Consider the following 19,739-nt stretch of genomic DNA (forward strand, 5'->3'; position numbering starts at 1 on the left):
CTAGCGAACTTCCACTTCCGCCCATTGGGCAGGGGTCAGGGTGCGCATGGAGAGGGCGTGGATCTCCTCGCGCATGCGGTCTCCCAAAGCTCGATACACCAGTTGATGCTGAGCCACACGACTTTTACCTTCAAAAAGGGCGCTGACGATGATGGCCTCGAAATGTTGACCATCACCACTGACGTCCACATACTGACAGACCAGTCCACTTTCAATGTATTGCTTGATATCCTGGGGAAGTACCATGATCATTTCATCCTCTCGACACATTCGGGGGTTCAGGGGCGTACCCGCCAACCACTGCGCAATAAAGCCAAAGTCACCCATGATAAAGCCAAACAGGTACTTCCGACAATGAGCAGGGATTCCCAGGGTGAAACGTCACTCGCTCCGATGAAGCCATAGCGAAACCCATCGATAGCGTAAAAAAATGGATTGAAGCGTGAAATGAAGTGCCAGAGAGGGGGCAGGGAATGGAGCGAATAAAAGGCGCCGGACAGGAACGTCAAGGGTAAAATGAGAAAATTCTGCCAGGCCGCCATCTGGTCAAACTTTTCTGCCCAGACGCCAGCCAATACTCCCAATGCCCCGGACAAGCCCGTGGCCAGAAGACAAAACACCAGAATCCAGAGCAGTGAATGGATCTGGAGCGGAAAGAAAAAACCTGCCGTCATCAGCACCACCGACCCCACCAACAGCCCACGCAACATGGCGGCCAGTACATAAGCCAAAAAAAACTCCATTTCCGACAGGGGAGCCAGCAGCACGAAAACCAGATTTCCGGTTATCTTGGATTGCACCAAACTGGAGGAACTGTTGGCGAAGGCGTTCTGAAGCATGGCCATCATGACCAACCCAGGTACCAGAAATTCGGCATAACCCACCCCTGGGTACACGCTGATGCGCTGACCCAGGACTTGCGCAAAAACAACCAGATAGAGCAAGGTGGAGACCAGGGGCGCAAGCAAGGTCTGAAAAGATACTTTCCAGAAACGCAGCACCTCCTTGCCAAATAACGTCGCGAATCCCACCCCCATCCTAAGCCTCCACGTCTCGAATCAATCCCATGAAAGCCTCTTCCAGCGTGGCTGCCTGCTGTCCCTGCAACAAATCACTGATGCGTTCGCAGGCCACCAATTTCCCCTTGTGCAATACGGCCACACGCTGACACAGGGCTTCTGCCTCCTCCAGATAATGGGTGGTCAGGAGGATGGTATGGCCTGCGCCATTGAGTTTCTGAACAAATTTCCAAAGGGTCTGGCGCAGTTCCACATCCACGCCGGCTGTGGGTTCATCCAGCACAATGACCGGCGGACGATGGACCAGTGCCTGGCCAATCAATACGCGTCGTTTCATCCCCCCCGACAGCGCACGCATGTTGACCTCAGCCTTATCGGTCAGATGCAGGTTCTCAAGGATTTCGTCGATCCAGTCGTCATTGTGGCGCAAACCAAAATAACCGGACTGGATACGCAGGGTTTCACGAACGCTGAAAAAAGGATCGAATACCAATTCCTGGGGAACCACCCCCAGAGCACGCCGAGCCGCTCGATAATCCTGCGTCACCTCGTGCCCCATGACTTTCAACGTTCCCGAATCAGCACGAGCCAGCCCGGCCAGTACGCTGATCAGTGTGGTTTTTCCCGCCCCGTTGGGTCCCAGCAACGCGAAGAACTCTCCCTGTTCGATGGTCAGGTCCACCCCTTGCAAGGCCTGTAGCGCCCCGTAGGATTTCCGCACCGCGCGTATTTCCACCGCGGGCAATGATTGCTCCAGAGAAGACATCGGTTTCAGACCTCGACGATGCCTTCCAGCAAGGGAGAAAGACCATAAAGCGAGATTAGAACGTGCAGATTGTCAGGAATTTTTACGAAAACCAGTTTTTTCTTTCCCCGCGCCGCTTCCCGTAACCAATGCAGAAGCAAGGCTACCGCCGCCGAATCCAGAGTCGTCGTACGAGAAAAGTCGATGGTCACCTCCGGTCCCAGAGAGGAAAAAGAGGTGGAGTTCACCAAATCGGGTACCGTATCCATGACCACAGGGCCTTCCAGAAAAAGATGGTTGCCTTCAAGCTGGATCATTTTTTTCCGGCGGTCTTGCTTTCCGCCTTCCGACTCTTGTCCGCCATGGCCTGGATCAATCCATCGATCCCATGATTGCGCACGATATCAGAAAATTCGTTGCGGTAATTGGTCACCAAACTCACCCCATCCACCTGAATATCGAACACTTTCCAGTCCTCTCCCAACTTTTCCATGCGATAGTCGAACGGAATGGATGGACCGTCAGAAGGGATCAGGACAGAGTGTACCGTGGCTTCATTTCCACCATCATACAAATCCGAACCCTTGACCTTCAATTCCTGATTCTTGTATTGAGACAGTGAAGTGGCATAGGTCCGTACCAGCAGGTCACGGAACCCTTCGGTCAACTTTTGCTGCTGCTCAGGGCTGGCCTGACGCCAGTTTTTGCCCATGGCCAAACGTGTCATGCGCGTAAAATCAAAGTGCGGAAGAACTTTGTCCTGAATCAGGGCATAGGCTCTGGCGCGATCTCCGTTCTGAATGGCCTTGTCCTTTTTCAAGGTTGCCACCACCTCATCTGCGGTGTTGGAAATCACGGATTCAGGGGTGATGGCTGCCCACACCGCCAGATTCCACCCCACCAAGGTCACTGCCACTCCGACCCTTTGCCACACTGTCCATCGCTTCATGGTGCCCCCTTATCGGTTGAAGTCTTGTCGGCCCCACCGTCCTGAGCCTTATTGAAAAGAAACTGGCCAATCAGACGCTCGAGTACCATGGCCCCCTGCGTCAACTTGATCTCATCACCATTCTTCAGCATCTTGTCATCCCCACCGGCATCCAGTCCCACATACTGCTCGCCCAGAATCCCCGAAGTCAGAACCGAAGCAGAACTGTCCACCGGGAAGTGATACTGGGAGTCGAGAGCCATCTGCACCTCGGCATTGTAATGGAGCGTATCAAAACGCACCGAATGAACCCGCCCCACCAGAACCCCGGCACTGCGCACGGGGGCACGTTCCTTGAGTTGCCCGATATTATCGAAGTGGGCCACCACCTCATAAGTGCCTCCCGACCCATCCAGGCTCAAGTTCCCTACCTTGAAAGCCAACATCAGAAAAGCCACAAAACCCAACAGTACAAAAAACCCTACCCAAAGATTCAAGGTTGCTCGGTTCATCAATTCCACCCCTTCATCATAAATGCAGTCAACAACAAATCGAGGGCCAGGATGGCCAGGGAAGAACTCACCACCGTACGGGTCGTGGCGCCGGAAACCCCTTCCGCCGTAGGCGGTGCTTCGTACCCCTCGAAAGTGGCAATGGCTGCAACCGCCACACCAAAGACCAGACTTTTGATCATGCCATTGAGAATGTCATGGCGAAAATCCACGGCGGCCTGCATCTGCGACCAGAATGCTCCGCTGTCCACCTTCAACATGATCACCGTCACGAGAAATCCGCCCATGATCCCCAGGGCGGTAAACAGAGCAGCGAGCAAGGGCAAAGAAATCACTCCCCCCCAGAAACGGGGAGCCACGACCCGCGCCAACGGATTCACCGCCATCATTTCCATGGCCGATAACTGTTCCGTGGCCTTCATCAAGCCGATTTCCGCCGTGATGGCCGAACCCGCACGACTGGCAAAAAGCAGGGCCGAGACCACCGGACCCAACTCGCGCATCAGGGAAAGTGCCACCAGTACCCCGACGCTTTCCGAGGAGCCATAACTTTGCAAAGTCTCGAAGCCCTGCAAACCCAAGACCATCCCCACAAACAGACCGGACACCAGAATGATGATGAGAGACTGCACCCCGGCAAAATAGATTTCCCGAATGACCAGACTAAAACGTCGAAAACTGGTGCCTGAATGGCGCAAGATCTGCCCCAAAAACAGAACCACCGCACCGATTCTCTCGACGATGCGCAAGGTGGTATCGCCCACGTTGCGCAGGCCTTGTCCCCATGCGCCTCTCATGCCTGCCCTCGCTCATCGCCAAAATCCATTTTCAGGGTTGGCCCAGGATAGTGGAAGGGCAGGGGACCATCGGCCTCTCCCCAGACGAACTGGTGCACAAAGGGCAGAGCAGAGGCGTGAATTTCTTCAGGTGTTCCCTGAGCCACGATCACACCGTCCGAAACAAAATAAATGTAGTCCACGATCTTCATCGACTCCTGTACATCGTGTGTCACCAAAACGGAGGTTGCCCCCAGCGCATCGTTCAACTGGCGGATCAGGCGACCGATCGCGCCCATGGAAATGGGATCAAGCCCCGTAAAGGGTTCATCGTACAGAATCAACGCCGGGTCCAGTGCCGTGGCCCGAGCCATGGCCACGCGTCGTGCCATGCCCCCGGACAGTTCGGCAGGCATCAGGGACTGCACCCCACGCAACCCCACCGCATTGAGTTTCATCAGGGTCAGGTCACGAATCATGGATTCTGGCAAGCGGGTATGTTCGCGCATTTGAAAAGCCACATTGTCGAATACCGATAAATCCGTGAAAAGTGCGCCAAACTGGAACAGCATGCCCACCTGACGACGCATGGCGTAGAGTTGCGCTTCATTCATATGGTTCAATTCCTGACCCGCCACACGCACCGATCCCTGGCGTGCCAATAACTGCCCGCCCATCAGGCGCAAAAGGGTGGTCTTGCCACAGCCACTCAACCCCATGATGGCCACCAGACTGCCCTTGGGCACCGTCAAATGGATTCCCTTGAGCACCAGTTGGTCGCCATAGCCAAAATTCAGATCACGGATTTCCACCTGGTGGATCATATTCAGTCACTGCGGAGAAAAACAAGAAGGGCATACGGATAGTCTTCCCATGTTACCCCAGAACCGGACACGCTCACAAATCCCAAGGATTGCGCAGACTTCTTCGACCCTGCGCCCCTGATCACTTCCGGCGCCAAAATAACAGATCCCATACGCCATGCCCGAGGCGAACACCACGACTTTCAAAGCGGGTCAGGGGGCGCCAATCCGGACGCTCAATAAAATCCGCCCCCGTGTTTTCCAGTTGGGATTCGGCACGTAATACGACACGCATCTGCTCGGCATAATCCTGCCAATCCGTGGCCAGATGCAAATAGCCGCCGCCCTTCAGACGCTCGCTCAGGAGTTCCACGAAGGGCGGTTGAATCAAGCGACGTTTGTGGTGGCGAGATTTTGGCCAGGGATCCGGAAAAAAAATATGAATGCCCTCCAAAATGGCCTGGGGAAGCATGTGGCGTACCACTTCCACGGCATCATGGCGCATTACCCGGACATTGTTGACATTATTTTCGGCCAGTTTCTTGAGCAGAGCCCCCACGCCAGGGCCATGGACGTCGATGGCCAGAAAATTCCACTCCGGGCGCTGCAAGGCCATGGCCAAGGTCCCTTCGCCCATACCAAAACCAATTTCGAGCCCAAGCGGCGCAGTGCGCCCAAAAAGCGTCTGCAAGCGTTCGGGCGTAAGCAGATCCTGAGGCGAGTAATCCACCCCCCAGCGCGCCCACCCTTCTTCCAGGGCCCTTTGCTGAGCCGGAGACATGCGACCCTGGCGAAGAACGAAACTGCGGATCGGCGGATGGTCAGTCACTGAATCAGACCACTCAAAGGAGAACTGGCGCTGGCCCGATAAGGTTTTTTGGGCATTCGTCCCGCCCGCCAGGACAGCCGTCCGGCCTCCACAGCCAAGGCCATGGCCTTGGCCATCTGCACGGGATGGCGGGCCTGCGCAATGGCCGTATTCATCAAAACCCCGGCACAACCCAGTTCCATGGCAATGGCAGCATCGGAGGCCGTGCCCACCCCTGCATCCACGATCACCGGGATCTGGGCTCGCTCCAGAATGATACCCAGATTCCAGGGATTGAGAATCCCCATCCCGGATCCAATCAGGGATGCCAGAGGCATGATGGCGACACAACCGAGGTCTTCCAGACGTCGGGCCAGAATGGGGTCATCGCTACAGTAGACCATGACCTCAAACCCTTCCCGAATCAAAATTTCCGCAGCCTCAAGGGTTTCCACCATATTCGGAAAAAGTGTATCGGCATCCCCCAAAACTTCCAACTTGACCAGTGCATGCCCATCCAGTAATTCACGGGCCAGACGCAGGGTACGCACCGCTTCCTCGGCTGTATAGCAACCTGCCGTATTGGGGAGCAGAGTGTAACGGTCAGGCGAAATCACGTCCAGCAAATTGGGTTCGCCCGGGTTTTGCCCAATATTGGTGCGCCGGATCGCCACCGTGACAATTTCAGCACCGCTGGCTTCCACGGCTTCCCGGGTCTGGTTCAGATCGGCATATTTGCCGGTGCCCACCAGTAAACGAGAACGAACGGTACGTCCAGCCAGGATAAAGGGATCAGGAGAAACGGGAAAGGTCATGAGTGGTCCTGCAGTGAGTATCAATAGATAAGAATGGTCCGGGAACGGGGGTTCAACCCCCGCCCACCGCCACCACGATCTCGAGCCGATCGCCCTCGGCCAACGCCCTCGAATCATAGTGGCTGCGCGGCACAATGTCTCCGTTGCATTCGATGGCCACCCGACGTCCGGTCATACCCCGTTCGTCCAGAACCTGACGCACGGTCGGTACCGTAGCAAAAATCTGCGGTGAACCATTGATGAAAAGAGTGATCATGCTGGAAACGAACAGACTATAAAAAGGGAATTCTACCATGGGCACTTATCTGGCCAGAAGTCCCGGGAATCATCCCTTCCCGAAAAAGCAAAACTTCTTTCACATCAAGCCCCAAACCAAAACCTCCCCAGCGCCCTCCGCTCGCCACCACGCGGTGACAGGGAATCAGAAAAGGCAGCGGGTTAGCGCCACAGGCAGAACCCACGGCACGCACCGCCCGAGGCCGTCCGATCAGCGCTGCAATATCCCCATAGGTACGCCACTGTCCTACCGGAATGGTACACAGGGCATCCCACACGGCCCGCTGAAATCCTGTACCTGACAGGTGCAAAGGAATGGGTTGGCGTACCACAGTAGGGCATTCCACTGCCGCAAGCAGCGCTTCTTCCCAAACCTCCTGCACTTGAAGATCAACCTTCCCACCCAGAGCCGAAAAACGCGTCGCCGCCTGGCGATATCCTGCCTCAGGAGTTCCCGTCAAAGTCAGCCAGCGTACCCCGTCAATATCAAATACCCAAGAAAGACACCCCAAGGAACAAGACGTCTGCTGAAGTCTGTTCATGGCAAAAATCGTTGCAATAAATCATTAAGAAAGCGCTGACCACGAAAGGTCGGACACAATCGGTGGGGGTTGGCTTCCAACCAGCCTTCCTCCTCCAATTGACTCAAAAGAGGTTGAAGTCCCTGCAAAGATAACCCGGTATGACGTTCGTACATCTCTCGGGGAACACCTTTGGACAAGCGCAGGGCATTCATCATGAATTCAAAAGGCAGATCCTGTGCGGCCACGTTCAAAGATTCCTCGATCGGTACCCCACGTTCCACGGCACGCATGTAGGCCTCGGGCTGACGAGCGCGACGTTGTCGCTCGATGCCCCAGGGGCCGCTCAACTTGCCGTGAGCCCCGGCACCCAGACCCAAATAGTCACCAAAGCACCAATAATTGAGATTATGCCGACATTGATCCCCCCCGCGAGCCCAGGCAGAGGTTTCATAGGCCTCGTACCCCGCAGCAAGCAAAGCCCCATGGGCGGCCTGTTCCCCCTGATCCAGGGTATCGGCATCCGGCAAAGGCGGAGGGTGATGGTAGAACGGGGTATGAGGTTCCAGGGTCAATTGATAGCAGGACAAGTGCGAAGGCGCATACTGAAGCGCTTGGGCCACGTCTGCGCAAACCCCTTCAATGGTTTGCTCGGGCAACCCCACCATCAGATCCAGATTGAACCGCTCGAAATGAGTGGCAGCCGCTTCGGCTGCCCGATGCGCCTCCGATGACCCGTGTATGCGCCCCAACAACTTCAACTGGTCATCCGAAAAACTTTGAATCCCCACGGACAGGCGATTGATGCCTACGGCGCGAAAGGCACGAAATCGTTCAGCATCCACCGTACCGGGATTGGCCTCCAGGGTGATTTCAGCTCCTGCCGCCAGCGGCACCAAGGCCCTGATCTCCTCGAGCAGACGTCCCACTCCTTCCGGCGACAAGACACTGGGCGTTCCTCCCCCAAAAAACACCGTTTCCACAGTGCGTCCCCAAATACGCGGTAACTGCATCTCCAGATCCTGACGCAAAGCCGTCAAGTAACGTTCTTCGGGCAACCGGGTTGGCATAACATGGGAATTGAAATCGCAGTAGGGACATTTGCGAACACACCACGGCACATGCAGATACAACGACAGGGGAGGCGTCAGTCTCATGCCTGCAGAAAGGGCAACAGTGATTGCCAGGCGCGGGCACGGTGACTTTGGGCATTCTTTTCGGCCAGCGTCATTTGAGCCGCGGTTTTCCCGCATTCGGGAACCCAGAACAGGGAGTCATAGCCAAATCCGCCCGCACCCCGAGGCGCGTCCAGAATCTCGCCAAACCAGCGTCCTTCGGCGATGCAAGGCGTTGGATCAGCCCCATGCATCACCCAGACCAGAACACAATAATAAAAGGCACGACGTTCGGTACTCCCGGAAAGAGCACGCAGAAGCGCTTGGTTGTTATCCTGATCCTGTCGTTGAGGACCAGCATAATGGGCCGAATCCACTCCCGGTGCACCCTGTAGCGAAGGCACACAGAGTCCCGAGTCATCCGCCAAGGCCGGGCGCCCACTCCGTTGGGCCACATGCCGCGCCTTGACCAGAGCATTTTCCACGAAAGTCCGATGAGGTTCGTCAGACCCCTCGATCCCCAGATCATTCTGGGCGATTACCTTCCAACCCAAGGGTGAAAGAAGCGCATCAAATTCACGGATCTTGCCCGGATTGGAGGATGCCAGAACGACCTCACGCCCCTCTGTCATCCTGCGACCAAACCAGTTTCCAGGGCCTGCATCTGCAACCCGATCAACTCCCGACATCCCTTGGATGCCAGGTCCAGCAACGCATCCACCTCGTTTCGCCGGAAAGGGACGCCCTCAGCGGTACCCTGTAATTCCACGAAATATCCATCGGCAGTCATCACCACGTTCATGTCCGTATCACAGGTGCTGTCTTCCTCGTAGTCAAGATCCAGAACAGGGACACCTTGCCAGATTCCCACCGAGACTGCCGCCACGGGTTGAAGGATGGGCGACTGATCCAGTATCCCCCTCTCCAGCAACTTGCTCACTGCGTCCTCGAGGGCGATGTAGGCCCCGGTAATGCTAGCCGTACGGGTACCTCCATCGGCCTGAAGGACATCGCAGTCCACATGCAGCGTTCGCTCACCGAGCACTTCCATATCCACCACGGCACGCAGGCAGCGCCCGATCAAACGTTGAATTTCCTGAGAACGCCCGGAGGGCTTGCCCAGGGTAACTTCACGCCGGGAGCGGGTGTGGGTGGCACCGGGCAACATGCCATACTCCGCTGTCACCCAACCTTTGCCCTGTCCTTTGAGAAAGGAGGGAACTCCTTCCGCCACGCTCACCGTGCACACCACACGGGTATCTCCGAAGGCCACCAAAACCGAGCCTTCTGCATGTTTGGTGAATCCGCGCAAGAACTCGACAGAACGCAACTGATCGGTTCGACGTTGGCTGGGGCGCATAGAGGGTTCTCTTCTCACGATAAAGTCATTGGACCCCGATTCTAGGGGGCTACAGCACAGGATGCAACTAGAGTATGATAGCCCGCAGTCATCGAATCGTTCCGTTTTGAAGGATACGCCCCCTTGAATACCTTGTACAGCATGACTGGTTTTGCCTCCGGCTCTCAGGAGACCCCCGATGGGACCCTGCTGATGGAACTGCGCAGCGTCAATCATCGCTACCTTGAATTGCAGTTTCGCCTGCCCGATGTCCTGCGTCCCTGTGAACCGCGCCTGCGCGAACTTCTATCCCAGTCCCTGAAACGGGGCAAAGTGGACTGTCGTCTCGAATGGCTACCCCATCCCTCAAAGAGTGAGTCCCTCTCCCCGGACACCCACACCCTGGAACAGTTGCGTGTGGCTGCCGCCCTCATCCGGAAAGATTTTCCCGATGCCCGTCCCCTGTCTGTGGCGGATATCCTGAATTGGCCCGGGGTCCTGCCCCATTCTCTGGAGCGCGCGCCTGCAGATGAATGGGTGGAATCCCTGACCCGCACCACACTTCATTCCTTGAGTGCCACCCGTAGCCGGGAAGGACAAAAATTGGGCAAATTCCTGCTGGACCATGCCCAGGCCATGAGCGCACGAATCCAACCCCTCAGGGAACGAATGCCCGCACTGGTCTGCGCCTACCAGGAAAAACTGACCCAGCGCCTGCGCGAATCACTGGCGAGCGTCGATGAAGACCGCCTGCTGCAGGAGGTTGCCCAATGGTCGGCAAAAATTGACATCGCCGAGGAACTTTCCCGTCTCGACATGCACCTCGAGGAGGTGATCCGAGTCGTCCAGGCCGGTGGGCAAAGCGGTAAACGCCTCGATTTCCTGATGCAGGAATTGCATCGTGAAGCCAATACTCTGGGTTCCAAGGCCCTTCACTCGGAATTGTCCCTTGTCTCCCTTGATCTCAAACTGCATATCGAGCAAATGCGCGAACAAGTACAGAACCTGGAATAATGATGTCCGATACCGATCCCTCACTGCCCGGTCAGTTATTCATTGTCACTGCCCCCTCAGGTGCAGGTAAGTCCAGTCTCATCGCTGCGCTTCTGAAACAGGACCCCCGGGTCCGCCTGTCCGTTTCTCATACGACCCGTGCACCGCGTCTGGGTGAAGTCGAAGGGCAGGACTATCATTTTGTCAGCCCTGCGGCCTTTTTGGCCTTACGCACAGAAAATCAGTTTCTGGAATGGGCAGAAGTCTATGGAAATTTTTACGGGACCACTCGTCAGTCTCTTGAAGATTTGCAGAACCAGGGTTTTGACGTCATTCTGGAAATCGACTGGCAAGGTGCCCGCCAGGTCCGTCAACTCTACCCGGAGTCTTTGGGGGTTTTTATCCTCCCTCCCTCCCTCGAAACGTTGCGCAACCGACTGCAGGGACGGGGCAAGGATGATCCTGCGACCATAGAAATGCGCCTGTCCCTGGCGCAGGATGACCTGAGCCACGAGAATGAGTTTGAATATGCTATCATCAATGCTGATTTTGATGAGGCCCTCAGGGATCTGGCGGCCATCCTGCGCGCTGCACGGTGTCGGCGCGCCTGTCAGTATCCCCGTTATGCCTCACTTTTAACGCGTTAGATTTCTCTCTCCTGGAACCCTGACCATGGCACGCATCACGCTGGACGATTCTCTGCATTCCAATCAAAACCGTTTCGAGTTGACCCTGGCGGTCACTCAACGCGCCCGTCAAATTGCTTCTGGCTCCCCACCCCGGGTTGATCCGCAACGCAACAAACCCATTGTCATTGCGCTGCGCGAACTCGCTGCAGGCAAAACCGGGCCAGAAGTCATCGACAAAGTCTGATCCGACTCTGGTGAGCGAGCCCACCCCCTCCGAGATTCTGACTTCCGAACCTCTGCTTCGGGTGGCCACCACCTATCTGCGCCCGTCGGATCTCGAACTGCTGGAGCAGGCGTTCCACTTGGCAGCCTGCGCCCATAAGGGGCAGTTCCGAAAAAGTGGTGAACCGTACCTCATCCACCCTCTCTCCGTTGCCGTCATTCTGGCGGAATGGCATCTCGACCCTCAAGCCTTATGCGCCGCCTTGCTCCACGATACGGTCGAGGATACGGGCACGACCGCCCAGGAGATCATGGAACAGTTTGGCCATTCGGTGAGCGAACTGGTAGAGGGAGTCAGCAAGCTCGATCGTCTGGAATTCCAGACAGAGCAGCAGGCCCAAGCCGAAAATTTTCGCAAGATGCTGTTGGCGATGGCCCGGGATGTGCGCGTCATTCTCATTAAACTGGCAGACCGGCTGCACAACATGCGCACCTTGGGGGCCATGAAGTCTGATAAACAACGGCGCATTGCACGGGAAACCCTCGACATTTATGGCCCCATTGCCAACCGTCTGGGACTGCACAAACTGTACCAGGAACTGGAAGACCTGGGCTTTCGTTACCTTTACCCCAATCGCTATACTGTATTGAGTAAAGCGCTCAAAGCGGCACGGGGCAACCGGCGCGAGGTGGTAGGCAAGATTCTGACTGCGTTGGAACAACGCCTTGCCTCCTTCGGTCTGGACGTGTCTATCAAGGGACGGGAAAAACATCTGTCCAGCATCTATCAGAAAATGCAGGAAAAGTCCCTGTCCTTTTCGCAAGTACAGGACATCTATGGTTTTCGAGTCATCGTACCGGATCTGTCCAGTTGCTACCTTGCCTTGGGCGCATTGCATACGCTTTACAAGCCAATTCCCGGAAAATTCAAGGATTACATCGCCATTCCGAAATCCAATGGCTATCAATCCCTGCACACCACTCTGTTCGGTCCTTTTGGTACCCCCGTGGAAATCCAGATCCGCACCCGGGACATGCACAAGATTGCCGAATCCGGTGTGGCATCCCACTGGCTCTACAAGTCCTCCAACACCCCCTTGAGCGATGTCCAGAAAAAAACCCATCAATGGCTCCAGTCATTGCTCGAATATCAATCGGAAAGTGGTGATGCAGCAGAGTTTCTGGAACATATTAAAGTCGATTTGTTTCCCGATGCCGTTTATGTCTTCACCCCCAAGGGAACCATCAAATCCCTGATACGGGGGGCAACGGCCGTGGACTTTGCCTACGACGTTCACACGGATATCGGTCATCACTGCGTGGCTGCCAAGATCAACGATCAATTGGCCCCCCTCCGTACCATCCTGAACAATGGAGATCGGGTGGAAATCATTACAGAAGCCGAGGCCACCCCCAACCCCGCCTGGCTCAATTATGTGGTCACTGCCAAGGCCCGTGCCAAAATCCGTCATTATCTGCGTACCCTGCGCCACGAAGAGGCTGAAGTTCTGGGAGAACGCCTGCTTCATCAAGCCCTGCGCGCCCTCAATGCAGACCCGGGTACCCTCACGACGGATCAATGGGAACAACTTCTGAAAGGAGACCGTTGCAAGACTCGGGAAGAAGTGTTGGCCGAGATTGGCTTGGGAAAACGTCTGAATATCGTGGTGGCCAGATCTTTTCTGCCCAAAAATGGGGATACTTTCCCTACGCCCGAAATGCGCACTTCCATCACCATTCGCGGGAGTGAGGGCATGGCCGTGCAATTTGCTCCCTGTTGTCGTCCCATTCCGGGAGATCCGATTATCGGACTGATCAAAAAAGGTCAGGGATTACTGATTCACACCCAGGATTGCCAAAATATCCGTCAATCTCGCACCGACCCGGATAAATGGGTGGATGTGGCCTGGGAAAACAATAGCGGTCAACTGTTCGAAGTGGCGATCAAGGTACTGGTACTCAACCGTCGTGGCGTTCTGGCCACGGTTGCTTCGGCCATTGCCGAGGCACACTCGAATATCGACAGCGTCACCATTGCCAAGGCCGATGGTACCTATAGTGAGATCAATTTTACGGTTCAAGTGCAGGATCGTGCACATTTGGCCATTTTGATGCAGAATTTGCGGGAAAATCCCGATGTCGTCCGTCTCACCCGCGTATAAAATCCCCCTGGAGCCCCATGTCTAAAACCATTTTATCTACTTCCTCCGCTCCCGCCGCCATCGGTACCTATTCCCAAGCTGTTCAGGTGGGTTCCACCGTCTATCTGTCGGGTCAAATCGGGCTCGACCCCACCACCATGATCCTGGAAGAAGGCATCGATGCCCAAATAGAACGGGTTCTGACCAACCTGCAGGCAGTCACCCAGGCCGCAGGGGGAAGTTTGAACAACCTGGTTCGAGTCACGGTATACCTCACGGATCTGGCGAATTTTTCCAAAGTCAACGAGGCCATGGCCCGGCACTTGAGCAGCCCTTATCCCGCCCGTGCCGCCGTGGGCGTGGCCTCGCTCCCTCGTGGGGCTTTGGTGGAAATGGACGGAATCATGGTCTTGGCATGACTGGAGCGGGTGAAGGGAATCGAACCCTCGTCTTAAGCATGGGAAGCTTCTGCTCTGCCATTGAGCTACACCCGCACCGAACTTGAACCCGGATTCTAACCGATTTACCATGAATTGTCCCGCGCCCCCCTCGACTTTCTTCGCGCAAATGCTGGTGGCCTGGCAACATCAACACGGTCGCCACGACTTGCCCTGGCAAGGCACCCAGGAACCTTACCGGATCTGGGTCTCGGAAATCATGTTGCAACAGACCCAAGTCGGCACGGTCATTCCCTTCTACCAGCGCTTCATGACCGCTTTTCCCGATGTGGTGGATTTAGCCCGAGCCGACCTGGAAACCGTGTTGGGCCACTGGGCCGGACTGGGATACTATGCCCGTGGCCGTCATCTCCACCGTGCGGCTCAGGAAATCGTTCAACAGGGATTTTTTCCTCGATCCCCCGAAGAACTACAAAAACTTCCCGGCATTGGGCGTTCCACTGCTGCCGCCATTGCCGTATTTGCCTTTGGACGACGCGCAGCCATTCTGGATGGGAACGTCAAACGTGTTCTGGGACGTTTCTTTGCATTGGACAACCCGGGAGACGCCGAGTTATGGGCGCTGGCCGAATCTCAACTGCCAGATCGGCATTTGGAAGCCTATACTCAGGGTTTGATGGATTTGGGAAGCCTGCTCTGCACGCGCGCACGCCCCCAATGTACGACTTGTCCTCTTCAGCCCCAATGCCAGGCATACCTGCGCGGAGAAACCCTGCGTTATCCCACCCCACGCCGAAAAGCCGTCCGTTCCCAACGTCATCATCGTCTCTTGTTGCTTTGCACGCCAGAGAGACAATGGCTGATGGAAAAACGCCCCGCTCCGGGCGTATGGGGAGGATTATGGAGTTTCCCCATGGAAATCATGGACTCACAGCCTGCCGGTCACTCCCTGACTCTCGATCTCGCTCCCTATCCGGAGCTTGAACCCCCTCCCTTCATTCACCGTCTCACCCATATTAACTGGCACCTGACCCCCCGTGCGTTCAAGGTCAGGGACACTGTCCCTCCCTCTTCACCCTCCCCATGGCATTGGGGATCTCTTTCGGAACTGATGACCTATCCTCTCCCTGCACCGATTCGCCAACTTCTACATGGCTTGACGCGAAAGTTGTGATGCCCGGTTGGCACCAACCGCAACTCCTCGATTTTACCAGTTCCCTATATTCGCAGACTTTTTCGGCAGCCTGCTAAAGATCCAAATTTGGAACAGGATCACTTTACGTTAAATTATTATAAATGATAATAATTAACACATTTAACTTTTGTTAATTGAATTGTTTCGCCATAATGAAATTCAGACATCGCTCCCTGTGCGCGTCGACGAACCCCCTTAAGAGGATCTCAACCATGTTATATACGGAGATTGTCATGCTATCAAATCTGAATTTCATTATCCTTGCACTCATCTCTGCGGTACCGTTGCTACTTTGGGTAATGGGCATGTTCGGGAGCATTCTGTCTGGCGAACATGCCCAGCGTATGGCACGTCTAAGCAACGGCGCCGCTGGGTTGTCCTTCATCTGCGCGGCCCTTGCCGCACTACTGTATGCGGCCGACGGGAACTCACTGACGGTGACCCCGTTCTCCTTTGCATTGCCCGGAAACATGGGGGCATTAGCCCTGAGCATCTATATCAATGCAGTCACGGTGTTAATGCTCTCTCTGGTTTCTTTCGTCGGATTCGTGGTCTCCCGCTACGCGCGCAACTATCTCCAAGGAGAAAAAAATCAGGGGCGATTTTATACCTGGCTGAATCTCACGCTCGCCTCCATCCTGACATTGATCATTTCCGGCAACATGCTGATGTTCGTCTTGGTATGGATGACCACCAGCCTTTGTTTGCATCACCTCCTGATGTTCTATCCGGAGCGAACGGGCGCCGTACTCGCAGCGCGTAAAAAAATCATTGCCAGCCGGGTTGGCGAGGTTGGCCTGCTGATCGCCGTATTGCTCATCGGCTCCACCCTGCACACCATGGAGTTTGAGACGGTTTTTCATACCATGGCAACAATGACCGGTCCGTTGCCAGCCGCACTCCAATGGGCTAGCGGGCTCATTGTACTGGCCGCAGCCCTGAAATCGGCTCAATTTCCTCTGCAAGGCTGGTTGATCCAGGTAATGGAAGCCCCTACCCCTGTGTCGGCCCTGTTGCATGCGGGCATTGTCAATGGAGGAGCTTTTCTGATTATTCGCATGAGCCCGCTCATGTCCCAGTCCGTCAACGCCTCTAACGCCCTGGCCATCATCGGCCTCATTACGATCGCTACTGCCGGGTTGATCATGCTGACCCAAACCAGTATCAAGGTATTCCTGGCCTGGACGACCACTGCCCAGATGGGTTTCATGTTGCTGGAATGCGGTCTTGGGTTGTATAGCCTGGCGATGCTGCACCTGGTGACGCATTCCTTATATAAGGCGCATGCCTTTTTATCCTCGGGCAGCGGCGTGGATATCTTCCGCGCACCAGCCGTGCGCTCCGCCCAGTCCACACCAACTTTCTGGCAGTGGCTCGTCGTGCTCGCCTTCGCGAGTCTCATGACAATCGGTGTCGGTGCTGCCTTTGGAGTGGCGCTGGAGAGTCAGCCCGCTCTCTATGCATTGGGCACAATCGTCACTGTGGCCATGACTCAACTATTGCTCCAGTCTTTCAAGGCGGGGATGGGGGCTGCGTTCACCCTACGTACGGCCGGTCTCAGCGCTTTGGTCTGTACCGCTTATTTCAGCCTGCATGCCGCATTTCATTTCATGCTGGAAACAAGCCTCCCGGCCATACGAATGGTCACCAGTCCCTCTCAATTCGCCCTCGTCGGACTGGTGATGCTGACATTTTTTTCCATCCTCCTGATTCAGCAGAACTTGCCCAACTTGGCGAAATACCCGATGGCACGCAGGGCCTACGTGCATCTCTATAACGGATTGTATGTCGATATTCCGTTCTCGCGGCTGTTGCAACGATTTTGGCCGATACAAACCGTTCCCTATGCGCAACCGAAAGGAGTCCAATCATGAACCGCACGACAAGCATTCCTTTGCACTCAACTGTCAGAACCATGGACTTCAATGCTGACGATACCGATGCAATCAGCAGGATCCGTGTTGTTTATAACTCCGCTTCGCTTAAAGCCGTGGTGGAATCGGCATGCCAGCGGATCGTGCCGCTCTGGCCACTTAACGCCTTCGTGGCGGTCAGCCCCTATTTTGGCCTGCGTCATCAGGATTTCGAGCAGGCCGGCGAAACCCTCGCCAGAGCGGCAGGTTCCCCTCTGGTCATGCCTCGGCGTTACTATCAGGAGCAAATCTCCACAGGTCGCATTGCTCGCGTCGACCTGGAACAGTCACTCCGGGAACATGACCTCGCGCTCAGCACCGCCACATTTGAAAAGGCCATCGCCAGCGATACCTCTCCCACCATAGGCCAAATTGCACTGGTTTCAAATGTCCTTGAAGACCTGGACGGTACTCCATGGACCGGGTTTGTCATAGAACGAATCAGCCAGTTTTCTGCCGCTTATTTCGATCAAGGCCAGGCCATCTGGCCGATGCCCTGGCGGAAAGAGTCTCTCTACGAGGCATGGCGCCATTTTGCAGAAATTGATCTGGCCCCCGGTATGATGGGCTTGCGGGAGATCAGGAGCGCAATCGCAGCACTGCCTGATCTGCCTATGGACACGATTGCTCTGGCTCTACAGAGACTCAGCATCCCAACGGACAGGACGGATGATTTTCTTCATGCCACCTTACTGAATATCGGCGGTTGGGCAGCATGGACACGTTACCTCCGCTGGGAACAGGAATTAGTGGGAGGACAGGAGGACTCCATCGTCGATCTGCTGGCCATCCGGCTTGCCTGGGAACTGATTCTGTTCAATACGCGGCAGACTCCAAAACTGGAGGATGCCTGGCGGCATGCGGTGCAAACCATGGGGCAAGCCCCTGCACGCAGCACGCAAGCTCATATGCAAATGGACTTTGTGCTGCAAACGGCTTTTGAACTGGGTTACCAGAAAAAAATCATTGCGGAACTTGCCAACCCTGCCCGGCAAGCAATAACGAAGCCTGACCCTGTCCGTCCCGCCGTGCAGGCCGCATTCTGCATTGATGTGCGATCGGAAGTGTTTCGCAGGGCTTTGGAAACCGTTGCCCCCACTGTGCAAACCGTGGGCTTTGCCGGATTTTTTGGCGCTTTCATGGAATATGTACCTTTAGGGGCATCTGATGCGCGGATGCACATGCCTGTGCTACTGACGCCCGGCTACCGGGTCCACGAGCATATTCACGGGGCCAGCGACCAGGAAGTGGGAAAAGCCATCAACCGCCGCCATCAGCGTCTGCACAGCGCCAATACCTGGAAAGCTTTCAAGAGTTCACCCTCTTCCTGTTTTTCGTTTGTAGAATCGGCGGGCCTGCTTTATGGCCCGAAACTGCTAGGCGACAGTTTCGGGTGGAGCCGTACCGTGCCCCATCCAGAGACCAAAGGAATCGCCTCCGAGTTACGCAACCGTCTCGCTCCAACATTGGAGGCAGTCTCTCATGGGCATGAAATAACCCAAACCCGACAGAAATCAACCCAGAACCCGACAGTGGGTATCCCCATGGAAAATCGCGGCGCCTCGGCAGAAATGATTTTAAAGGCCATGTCGATGACCAGCAATTTCGCACGCTTGATTTTGCTGGTTGGGCACGGAAGCAGCACAGTCAACAATCCTCATGCCACAGGACTTGATTGCGGGGCTTGTGCAGGCCAGACCGGTGAAGTCAGCGCCCGGGTCATCGCTGCATTGCTGAATGATCCAAAAGTGCGCAAAGAACTTGCACAGAAGGGCATTTCCATACCGTCGGATACCCGGTTTGTACCTGCGTTGCATGACACGACCCTTGACAAGATCACCTTGTTCGACATCGAAGGGCTGGAATCGACTCACGCACCCGATCTGAAACAACTGAGCAAGTGGCTCGCTCAAGCCGGACAACTGGCACGCATGGAACGGTCCCATTTGCTTGGCATCTCGAATCCGTCTCCAGAGATCGTCGACTCGCTGATCCATGAACGCAGCCGGGACTGGTCGCAAGTTTTTCCGGAATGGGGTCTTGCCGGCAATGCCGCGTTCATTGCTGCACCCCGTTCCAGAACCACAGGCATTGATCTTTCCGGAAGGGCATTTTTGCATGACTACGAGTGGCGCAAGGATGAAGGCTTCGGTGTTCTGGAACTCATCATGACCGCACCGATGGTGGTCGCCAACTGGATCAACATGCAGTATTACGGATCCGTCGTTGACAACCAAAGATTCGGCAGCGGCAATAAAGTGCTGCACAACATCGTGGGCGGAGCCATCGGCGTATTCGAAGGCAATGGGGGTGACTTGCGTGTCGGCCTTCCGCTGCAGTCGCTCCATGATGGCAAGCGGTGGGTGCATGAACCCTTGCGATTGAACGTATTTCTCGAAGCGCCGAAAGCAGAGATCGATCGAATCATTGCCAAACATGAGCTCGTGCGCGAACTCGTCGAGAATCGATGGCTGTTCCTTTTTCAAATCGACGACGAACACGGAGGCATCTACCAGCGCAATACGGACGGGCAATGGCAACGAATGACGCCCAATTGAAACCAGAGCCGCACTCACCGTGCAGGATGGGAA

22 protein-coding genes, 1 tRNA gene and 1 pseudogene are annotated in these 19,739 nt (G+C 55.5%); 8 read left to right on the forward strand and 16 right to left on the reverse strand.

Annotation, left to right across the window (positions count from 1 at the left end):
- The 15 genes and pseudogenes from IV91_RS0104815 to rph form a co-directional block, all read right to left on the reverse strand.
- On the reverse strand, nt 1–246 hold the full coding sequence (locus tag IV91_RS0104815) for a BolA family protein (protein WP_035417178.1): 246 nt from the start codon (nt 244–246) through the stop codon (nt 1–3).
- Between the two features lie 32 nt (nt 247–278).
- Complete coding sequence (locus IV91_RS0104820; RefSeq protein WP_031596470.1) at nt 279–1,037, reverse strand: ABC transporter permease; 759 nt, start codon at nt 1,035–1,037, stop codon at nt 279–281.
- A gap of 64 nt (nt 1,038–1,101) precedes the next feature.
- Nucleotides 1,102–1,764, reverse strand: a pseudogene (locus IV91_RS0104825) (ABC transporter ATP-binding protein); the annotation flags it as partial.
- 26 nt (nt 1,765–1,790) lie between these two features.
- Complete coding sequence (locus tag IV91_RS0104830) at nt 1,791–2,081, reverse strand: STAS domain-containing protein (RefSeq protein ID WP_031596473.1); 291 nt, start codon at nt 2,079–2,081, stop codon at nt 1,791–1,793.
- Complete coding sequence (locus IV91_RS0104835) at nt 2,078–2,713, reverse strand: MlaC/ttg2D family ABC transporter substrate-binding protein (RefSeq protein WP_031596475.1); 636 nt, start codon at nt 2,711–2,713, stop codon at nt 2,078–2,080. The genes IV91_RS0104830 and IV91_RS0104835 overlap by 4 nt, the downstream gene beginning before the upstream one ends.
- Nucleotides 2,710–3,204 carry an outer membrane lipid asymmetry maintenance protein MlaD gene (gene mlaD, locus IV91_RS0104840; protein ID WP_031596477.1) on the reverse strand — a complete coding sequence of 165 codons (495 nt, stop codon included), beginning with the start codon at nt 3,202–3,204 and terminating at the stop codon, nt 2,710–2,712. The genes IV91_RS0104835 and mlaD overlap by 4 nt, the downstream gene beginning before the upstream one ends.
- Complete coding sequence (gene mlaE / locus IV91_RS0104845; protein WP_031596478.1) at nt 3,204–4,001, reverse strand: lipid asymmetry maintenance ABC transporter permease subunit MlaE; 798 nt, start codon at nt 3,999–4,001, stop codon at nt 3,204–3,206. Before mlaE ends, mlaD begins: the two co-directional genes overlap by 1 nt.
- Nucleotides 3,998–4,804, reverse strand: a complete 807-nt coding sequence (locus IV91_RS0104850) for an ABC transporter ATP-binding protein (RefSeq protein ID WP_031596479.1) — start codon at nt 4,802–4,804, stop codon at nt 3,998–4,000. Before IV91_RS0104850 ends, mlaE begins: the two co-directional genes overlap by 4 nt.
- A gap of 121 nt (nt 4,805–4,925) precedes the next feature.
- Nucleotides 4,926–5,564 (reverse strand): tRNA (guanosine(46)-N7)-methyltransferase TrmB, encoded by a 639-nt coding sequence (gene trmB, locus IV91_RS0104855; protein WP_233418392.1) that lies wholly within the window; start codon nt 5,562–5,564, stop codon nt 4,926–4,928.
- A 44-nt stretch (nt 5,565–5,608) separates the two neighbouring features.
- On the reverse strand, nt 5,609–6,406 hold the full coding sequence (locus tag IV91_RS0104860) for a thiazole synthase (protein WP_031596483.1): 798 nt from the start codon (nt 6,404–6,406) through the stop codon (nt 5,609–5,611).
- A 52-nt stretch (nt 6,407–6,458) separates the two neighbouring features.
- Nucleotides 6,459–6,662 carry a sulfur carrier protein ThiS gene (gene thiS, locus IV91_RS0104865; protein WP_031596485.1) on the reverse strand — a complete coding sequence of 68 codons (204 nt, stop codon included), beginning with the start codon at nt 6,660–6,662 and terminating at the stop codon, nt 6,459–6,461.
- A 16-nt stretch (nt 6,663–6,678) separates the two neighbouring features.
- On the reverse strand, nt 6,679–7,224 hold the full coding sequence (locus IV91_RS16690) for a methylated-DNA--[protein]-cysteine S-methyltransferase (RefSeq protein WP_051862097.1): 546 nt from the start codon (nt 7,222–7,224) through the stop codon (nt 6,679–6,681).
- Nucleotides 7,221–8,456, reverse strand: a complete 1,236-nt coding sequence (hemW, locus tag IV91_RS0104875) for a radical SAM family heme chaperone HemW (RefSeq protein WP_082783075.1) — start codon at nt 8,454–8,456, stop codon at nt 7,221–7,223. The genes IV91_RS16690 and hemW overlap by 4 nt, the downstream gene beginning before the upstream one ends.
- Nucleotides 8,357–8,950 (reverse strand): RdgB/HAM1 family non-canonical purine NTP pyrophosphatase, encoded by a 594-nt coding sequence (rdgB, locus tag IV91_RS0104880; protein ID WP_031596489.1) that lies wholly within the window; start codon nt 8,948–8,950, stop codon nt 8,357–8,359. Before rdgB ends, hemW begins: the two co-directional genes overlap by 100 nt.
- The gene (gene rph, locus IV91_RS0104885) at nt 8,947–9,678 is read right to left on the reverse strand and encodes a ribonuclease PH (protein ID WP_031596492.1); all 732 of its coding nucleotides are present in this window, start codon (nt 9,676–9,678) and stop codon (nt 8,947–8,949) included. The genes rdgB and rph overlap by 4 nt, the downstream gene beginning before the upstream one ends.
- A 141-nt stretch (nt 9,679–9,819) precedes the next feature.
- Here rph and IV91_RS0104890 point away from each other — a divergent pair, with 141 nt between their 5' ends.
- Genes IV91_RS0104890 through IV91_RS0104910 form a run of 5 tightly spaced genes read left to right on the forward strand, consistent with a single transcriptional unit; the run spans nt 9,820 to nt 14,061 of the window.
- On the forward strand, nt 9,820–10,671 hold the full coding sequence (locus IV91_RS0104890; RefSeq protein ID WP_031596494.1) for a YicC/YloC family endoribonuclease: 852 nt from the start codon (nt 9,820–9,822) through the stop codon (nt 10,669–10,671).
- Nucleotides 10,671–11,297, forward strand: a complete 627-nt coding sequence (gene gmk / locus IV91_RS0104895) for a guanylate kinase (RefSeq protein ID WP_227509432.1) — start codon at nt 10,671–10,673, stop codon at nt 11,295–11,297. Before IV91_RS0104890 ends, gmk begins: the two co-directional genes overlap by 1 nt.
- Before the next feature lie 25 nt (nt 11,298–11,322).
- Nucleotides 11,323–11,523 (forward strand): DNA-directed RNA polymerase subunit omega, encoded by a 201-nt coding sequence (gene rpoZ, locus IV91_RS0104900; RefSeq protein WP_031596498.1) that lies wholly within the window; start codon nt 11,323–11,325, stop codon nt 11,521–11,523.
- Between the two features lie 10 nt (nt 11,524–11,533).
- On the forward strand, nt 11,534–13,663 hold the full coding sequence (locus tag IV91_RS0104905; protein WP_031596499.1) for a RelA/SpoT family protein: 2,130 nt from the start codon (nt 11,534–11,536) through the stop codon (nt 13,661–13,663).
- Between the two features lie 17 nt (nt 13,664–13,680).
- On the forward strand, nt 13,681–14,061 hold the full coding sequence (locus IV91_RS0104910; RefSeq protein ID WP_031596500.1) for a RidA family protein: 381 nt from the start codon (nt 13,681–13,683) through the stop codon (nt 14,059–14,061).
- 1 nt (nt 14,062) lies between these two features.
- On the opposite strand, the gene IV91_RS0104915 is transcribed toward IV91_RS0104910, so the two are convergent.
- Nucleotides 14,063–14,136: transfer RNA gene (locus tag IV91_RS0104915), tRNA-Gly, on the reverse strand.
- Between the two features lie 34 nt (nt 14,137–14,170).
- Between IV91_RS0104915 and mutY the strand changes: the two genes are divergently transcribed.
- From mutY to IV91_RS0104935, 3 genes are all read left to right on the forward strand, one after another.
- Nucleotides 14,171–15,214, forward strand: coding sequence for an A/G-specific adenine glycosylase (gene mutY / locus IV91_RS0104920; protein ID WP_031596501.1), 1,044 nt, complete (start codon nt 14,171–14,173; stop codon nt 15,212–15,214).
- Between the two features lie 254 nt (nt 15,215–15,468).
- Nucleotides 15,469–17,109 (forward strand): NADH-quinone oxidoreductase subunit L, encoded by a 1,641-nt coding sequence (locus IV91_RS0104930; protein ID WP_035417172.1) that lies wholly within the window; start codon nt 15,469–15,471, stop codon nt 17,107–17,109.
- Nucleotides 17,106–19,706 carry a YbcC family protein gene (locus IV91_RS0104935; protein ID WP_082783074.1) on the forward strand — a complete coding sequence of 867 codons (2,601 nt, stop codon included), beginning with the start codon at nt 17,106–17,108 and terminating at the stop codon, nt 19,704–19,706. The genes IV91_RS0104930 and IV91_RS0104935 overlap by 4 nt, the downstream gene beginning before the upstream one ends.
- Nucleotides 19,707–19,739 lie beyond the last annotated feature (33 nt).

The organism is Ferrovum myxofaciens (assembly GCF_000735045.1).
GTDB lineage: Bacteria > Pseudomonadota > Gammaproteobacteria > Burkholderiales > Ferrovaceae > Ferrovum > Ferrovum myxofaciens.

Bases quoted from the DNA above. Each gene is read 5' to 3' on its own strand.
- mlaD (WP_031596477.1), bottom strand. From the start codon at position 3,204: ATGAACCGAGCAACCTTGAATCTTTGGGTAGGGTTTTTTGTACTGTTG.
- IV91_RS0104835 (WP_031596475.1), bottom strand. From the start codon at position 2,713: ATGAAGCGATGGACAGTGTGGCAAAGGGTCGGAGTGGCAGTGACCTTG.
- rdgB (WP_031596489.1), bottom strand. From the start codon at position 8,950: ATGACAGAGGGGCGTGAGGTCGTTCTGGCATCCTCCAATCCGGGCAAG.
- rpoZ (WP_031596498.1), top strand. From the start codon at position 11,323: ATGGCACGCATCACGCTGGACGATTCTCTGCATTCCAATCAAAACCGT.
- IV91_RS0104910 (WP_031596500.1), top strand. From the start codon at position 13,681: ATGTCTAAAACCATTTTATCTACTTCCTCCGCTCCCGCCGCCATCGGT.
- trmB (WP_233418392.1), bottom strand. From the start codon at position 5,564: ATGTCTCCGGCTCAGCAAAGGGCCCTGGAAGAAGGGTGGGCGCGCTGG.
- IV91_RS0104935 (WP_082783074.1), top strand. From the start codon at position 17,106: ATGAACCGCACGACAAGCATTCCTTTGCACTCAACTGTCAGAACCATG.
- mutY (WP_031596501.1), top strand. From the start codon at position 14,171: ATGAATTGTCCCGCGCCCCCCTCGACTTTCTTCGCGCAAATGCTGGTG.
- gmk (WP_227509432.1), top strand. From the start codon at position 10,671: ATGATGTCCGATACCGATCCCTCACTGCCCGGTCAGTTATTCATTGTC.
- IV91_RS0104850 (WP_031596479.1), bottom strand. From the start codon at position 4,804: ATGATCCACCAGGTGGAAATCCGTGATCTGAATTTTGGCTATGGCGAC.
- IV91_RS0104930 (WP_035417172.1), top strand. From the start codon at position 15,469: ATGCTATCAAATCTGAATTTCATTATCCTTGCACTCATCTCTGCGGTA.
- IV91_RS16690 (WP_051862097.1), bottom strand. From the start codon at position 7,224: ATGAACAGACTTCAGCAGACGTCTTGTTCCTTGGGGTGTCTTTCTTGG.
- thiS (WP_031596485.1), bottom strand. From the start codon at position 6,662: ATGATCACTCTTTTCATCAATGGTTCACCGCAGATTTTTGCTACGGTA.
- mlaE (WP_031596478.1), bottom strand. From the start codon at position 4,001: ATGAGAGGCGCATGGGGACAAGGCCTGCGCAACGTGGGCGATACCACC.
- hemW (WP_082783075.1), bottom strand. From the start codon at position 8,456: ATGCGGGAAAACCGCGGCTCAAATGACGCTGGCCGAAAAGAATGCCCA.
- IV91_RS0104820 (WP_031596470.1), bottom strand. From the start codon at position 1,037: ATGGGGGTGGGATTCGCGACGTTATTTGGCAAGGAGGTGCTGCGTTTC.
- IV91_RS0104830 (WP_031596473.1), bottom strand. From the start codon at position 2,081: ATGATCCAGCTTGAAGGCAACCATCTTTTTCTGGAAGGCCCTGTGGTC.
- IV91_RS0104860 (WP_031596483.1), bottom strand. From the start codon at position 6,406: ATGACCTTTCCCGTTTCTCCTGATCCCTTTATCCTGGCTGGACGTACC.
- rph (WP_031596492.1), bottom strand. From the start codon at position 9,678: ATGCGCCCCAGCCAACGTCGAACCGATCAGTTGCGTTCTGTCGAGTTC.
- IV91_RS0104890 (WP_031596494.1), top strand. From the start codon at position 9,820: ATGACTGGTTTTGCCTCCGGCTCTCAGGAGACCCCCGATGGGACCCTG.
- IV91_RS0104815 (WP_035417178.1), bottom strand. From the start codon at position 246: ATGGTACTTCCCCAGGATATCAAGCAATACATTGAAAGTGGACTGGTC.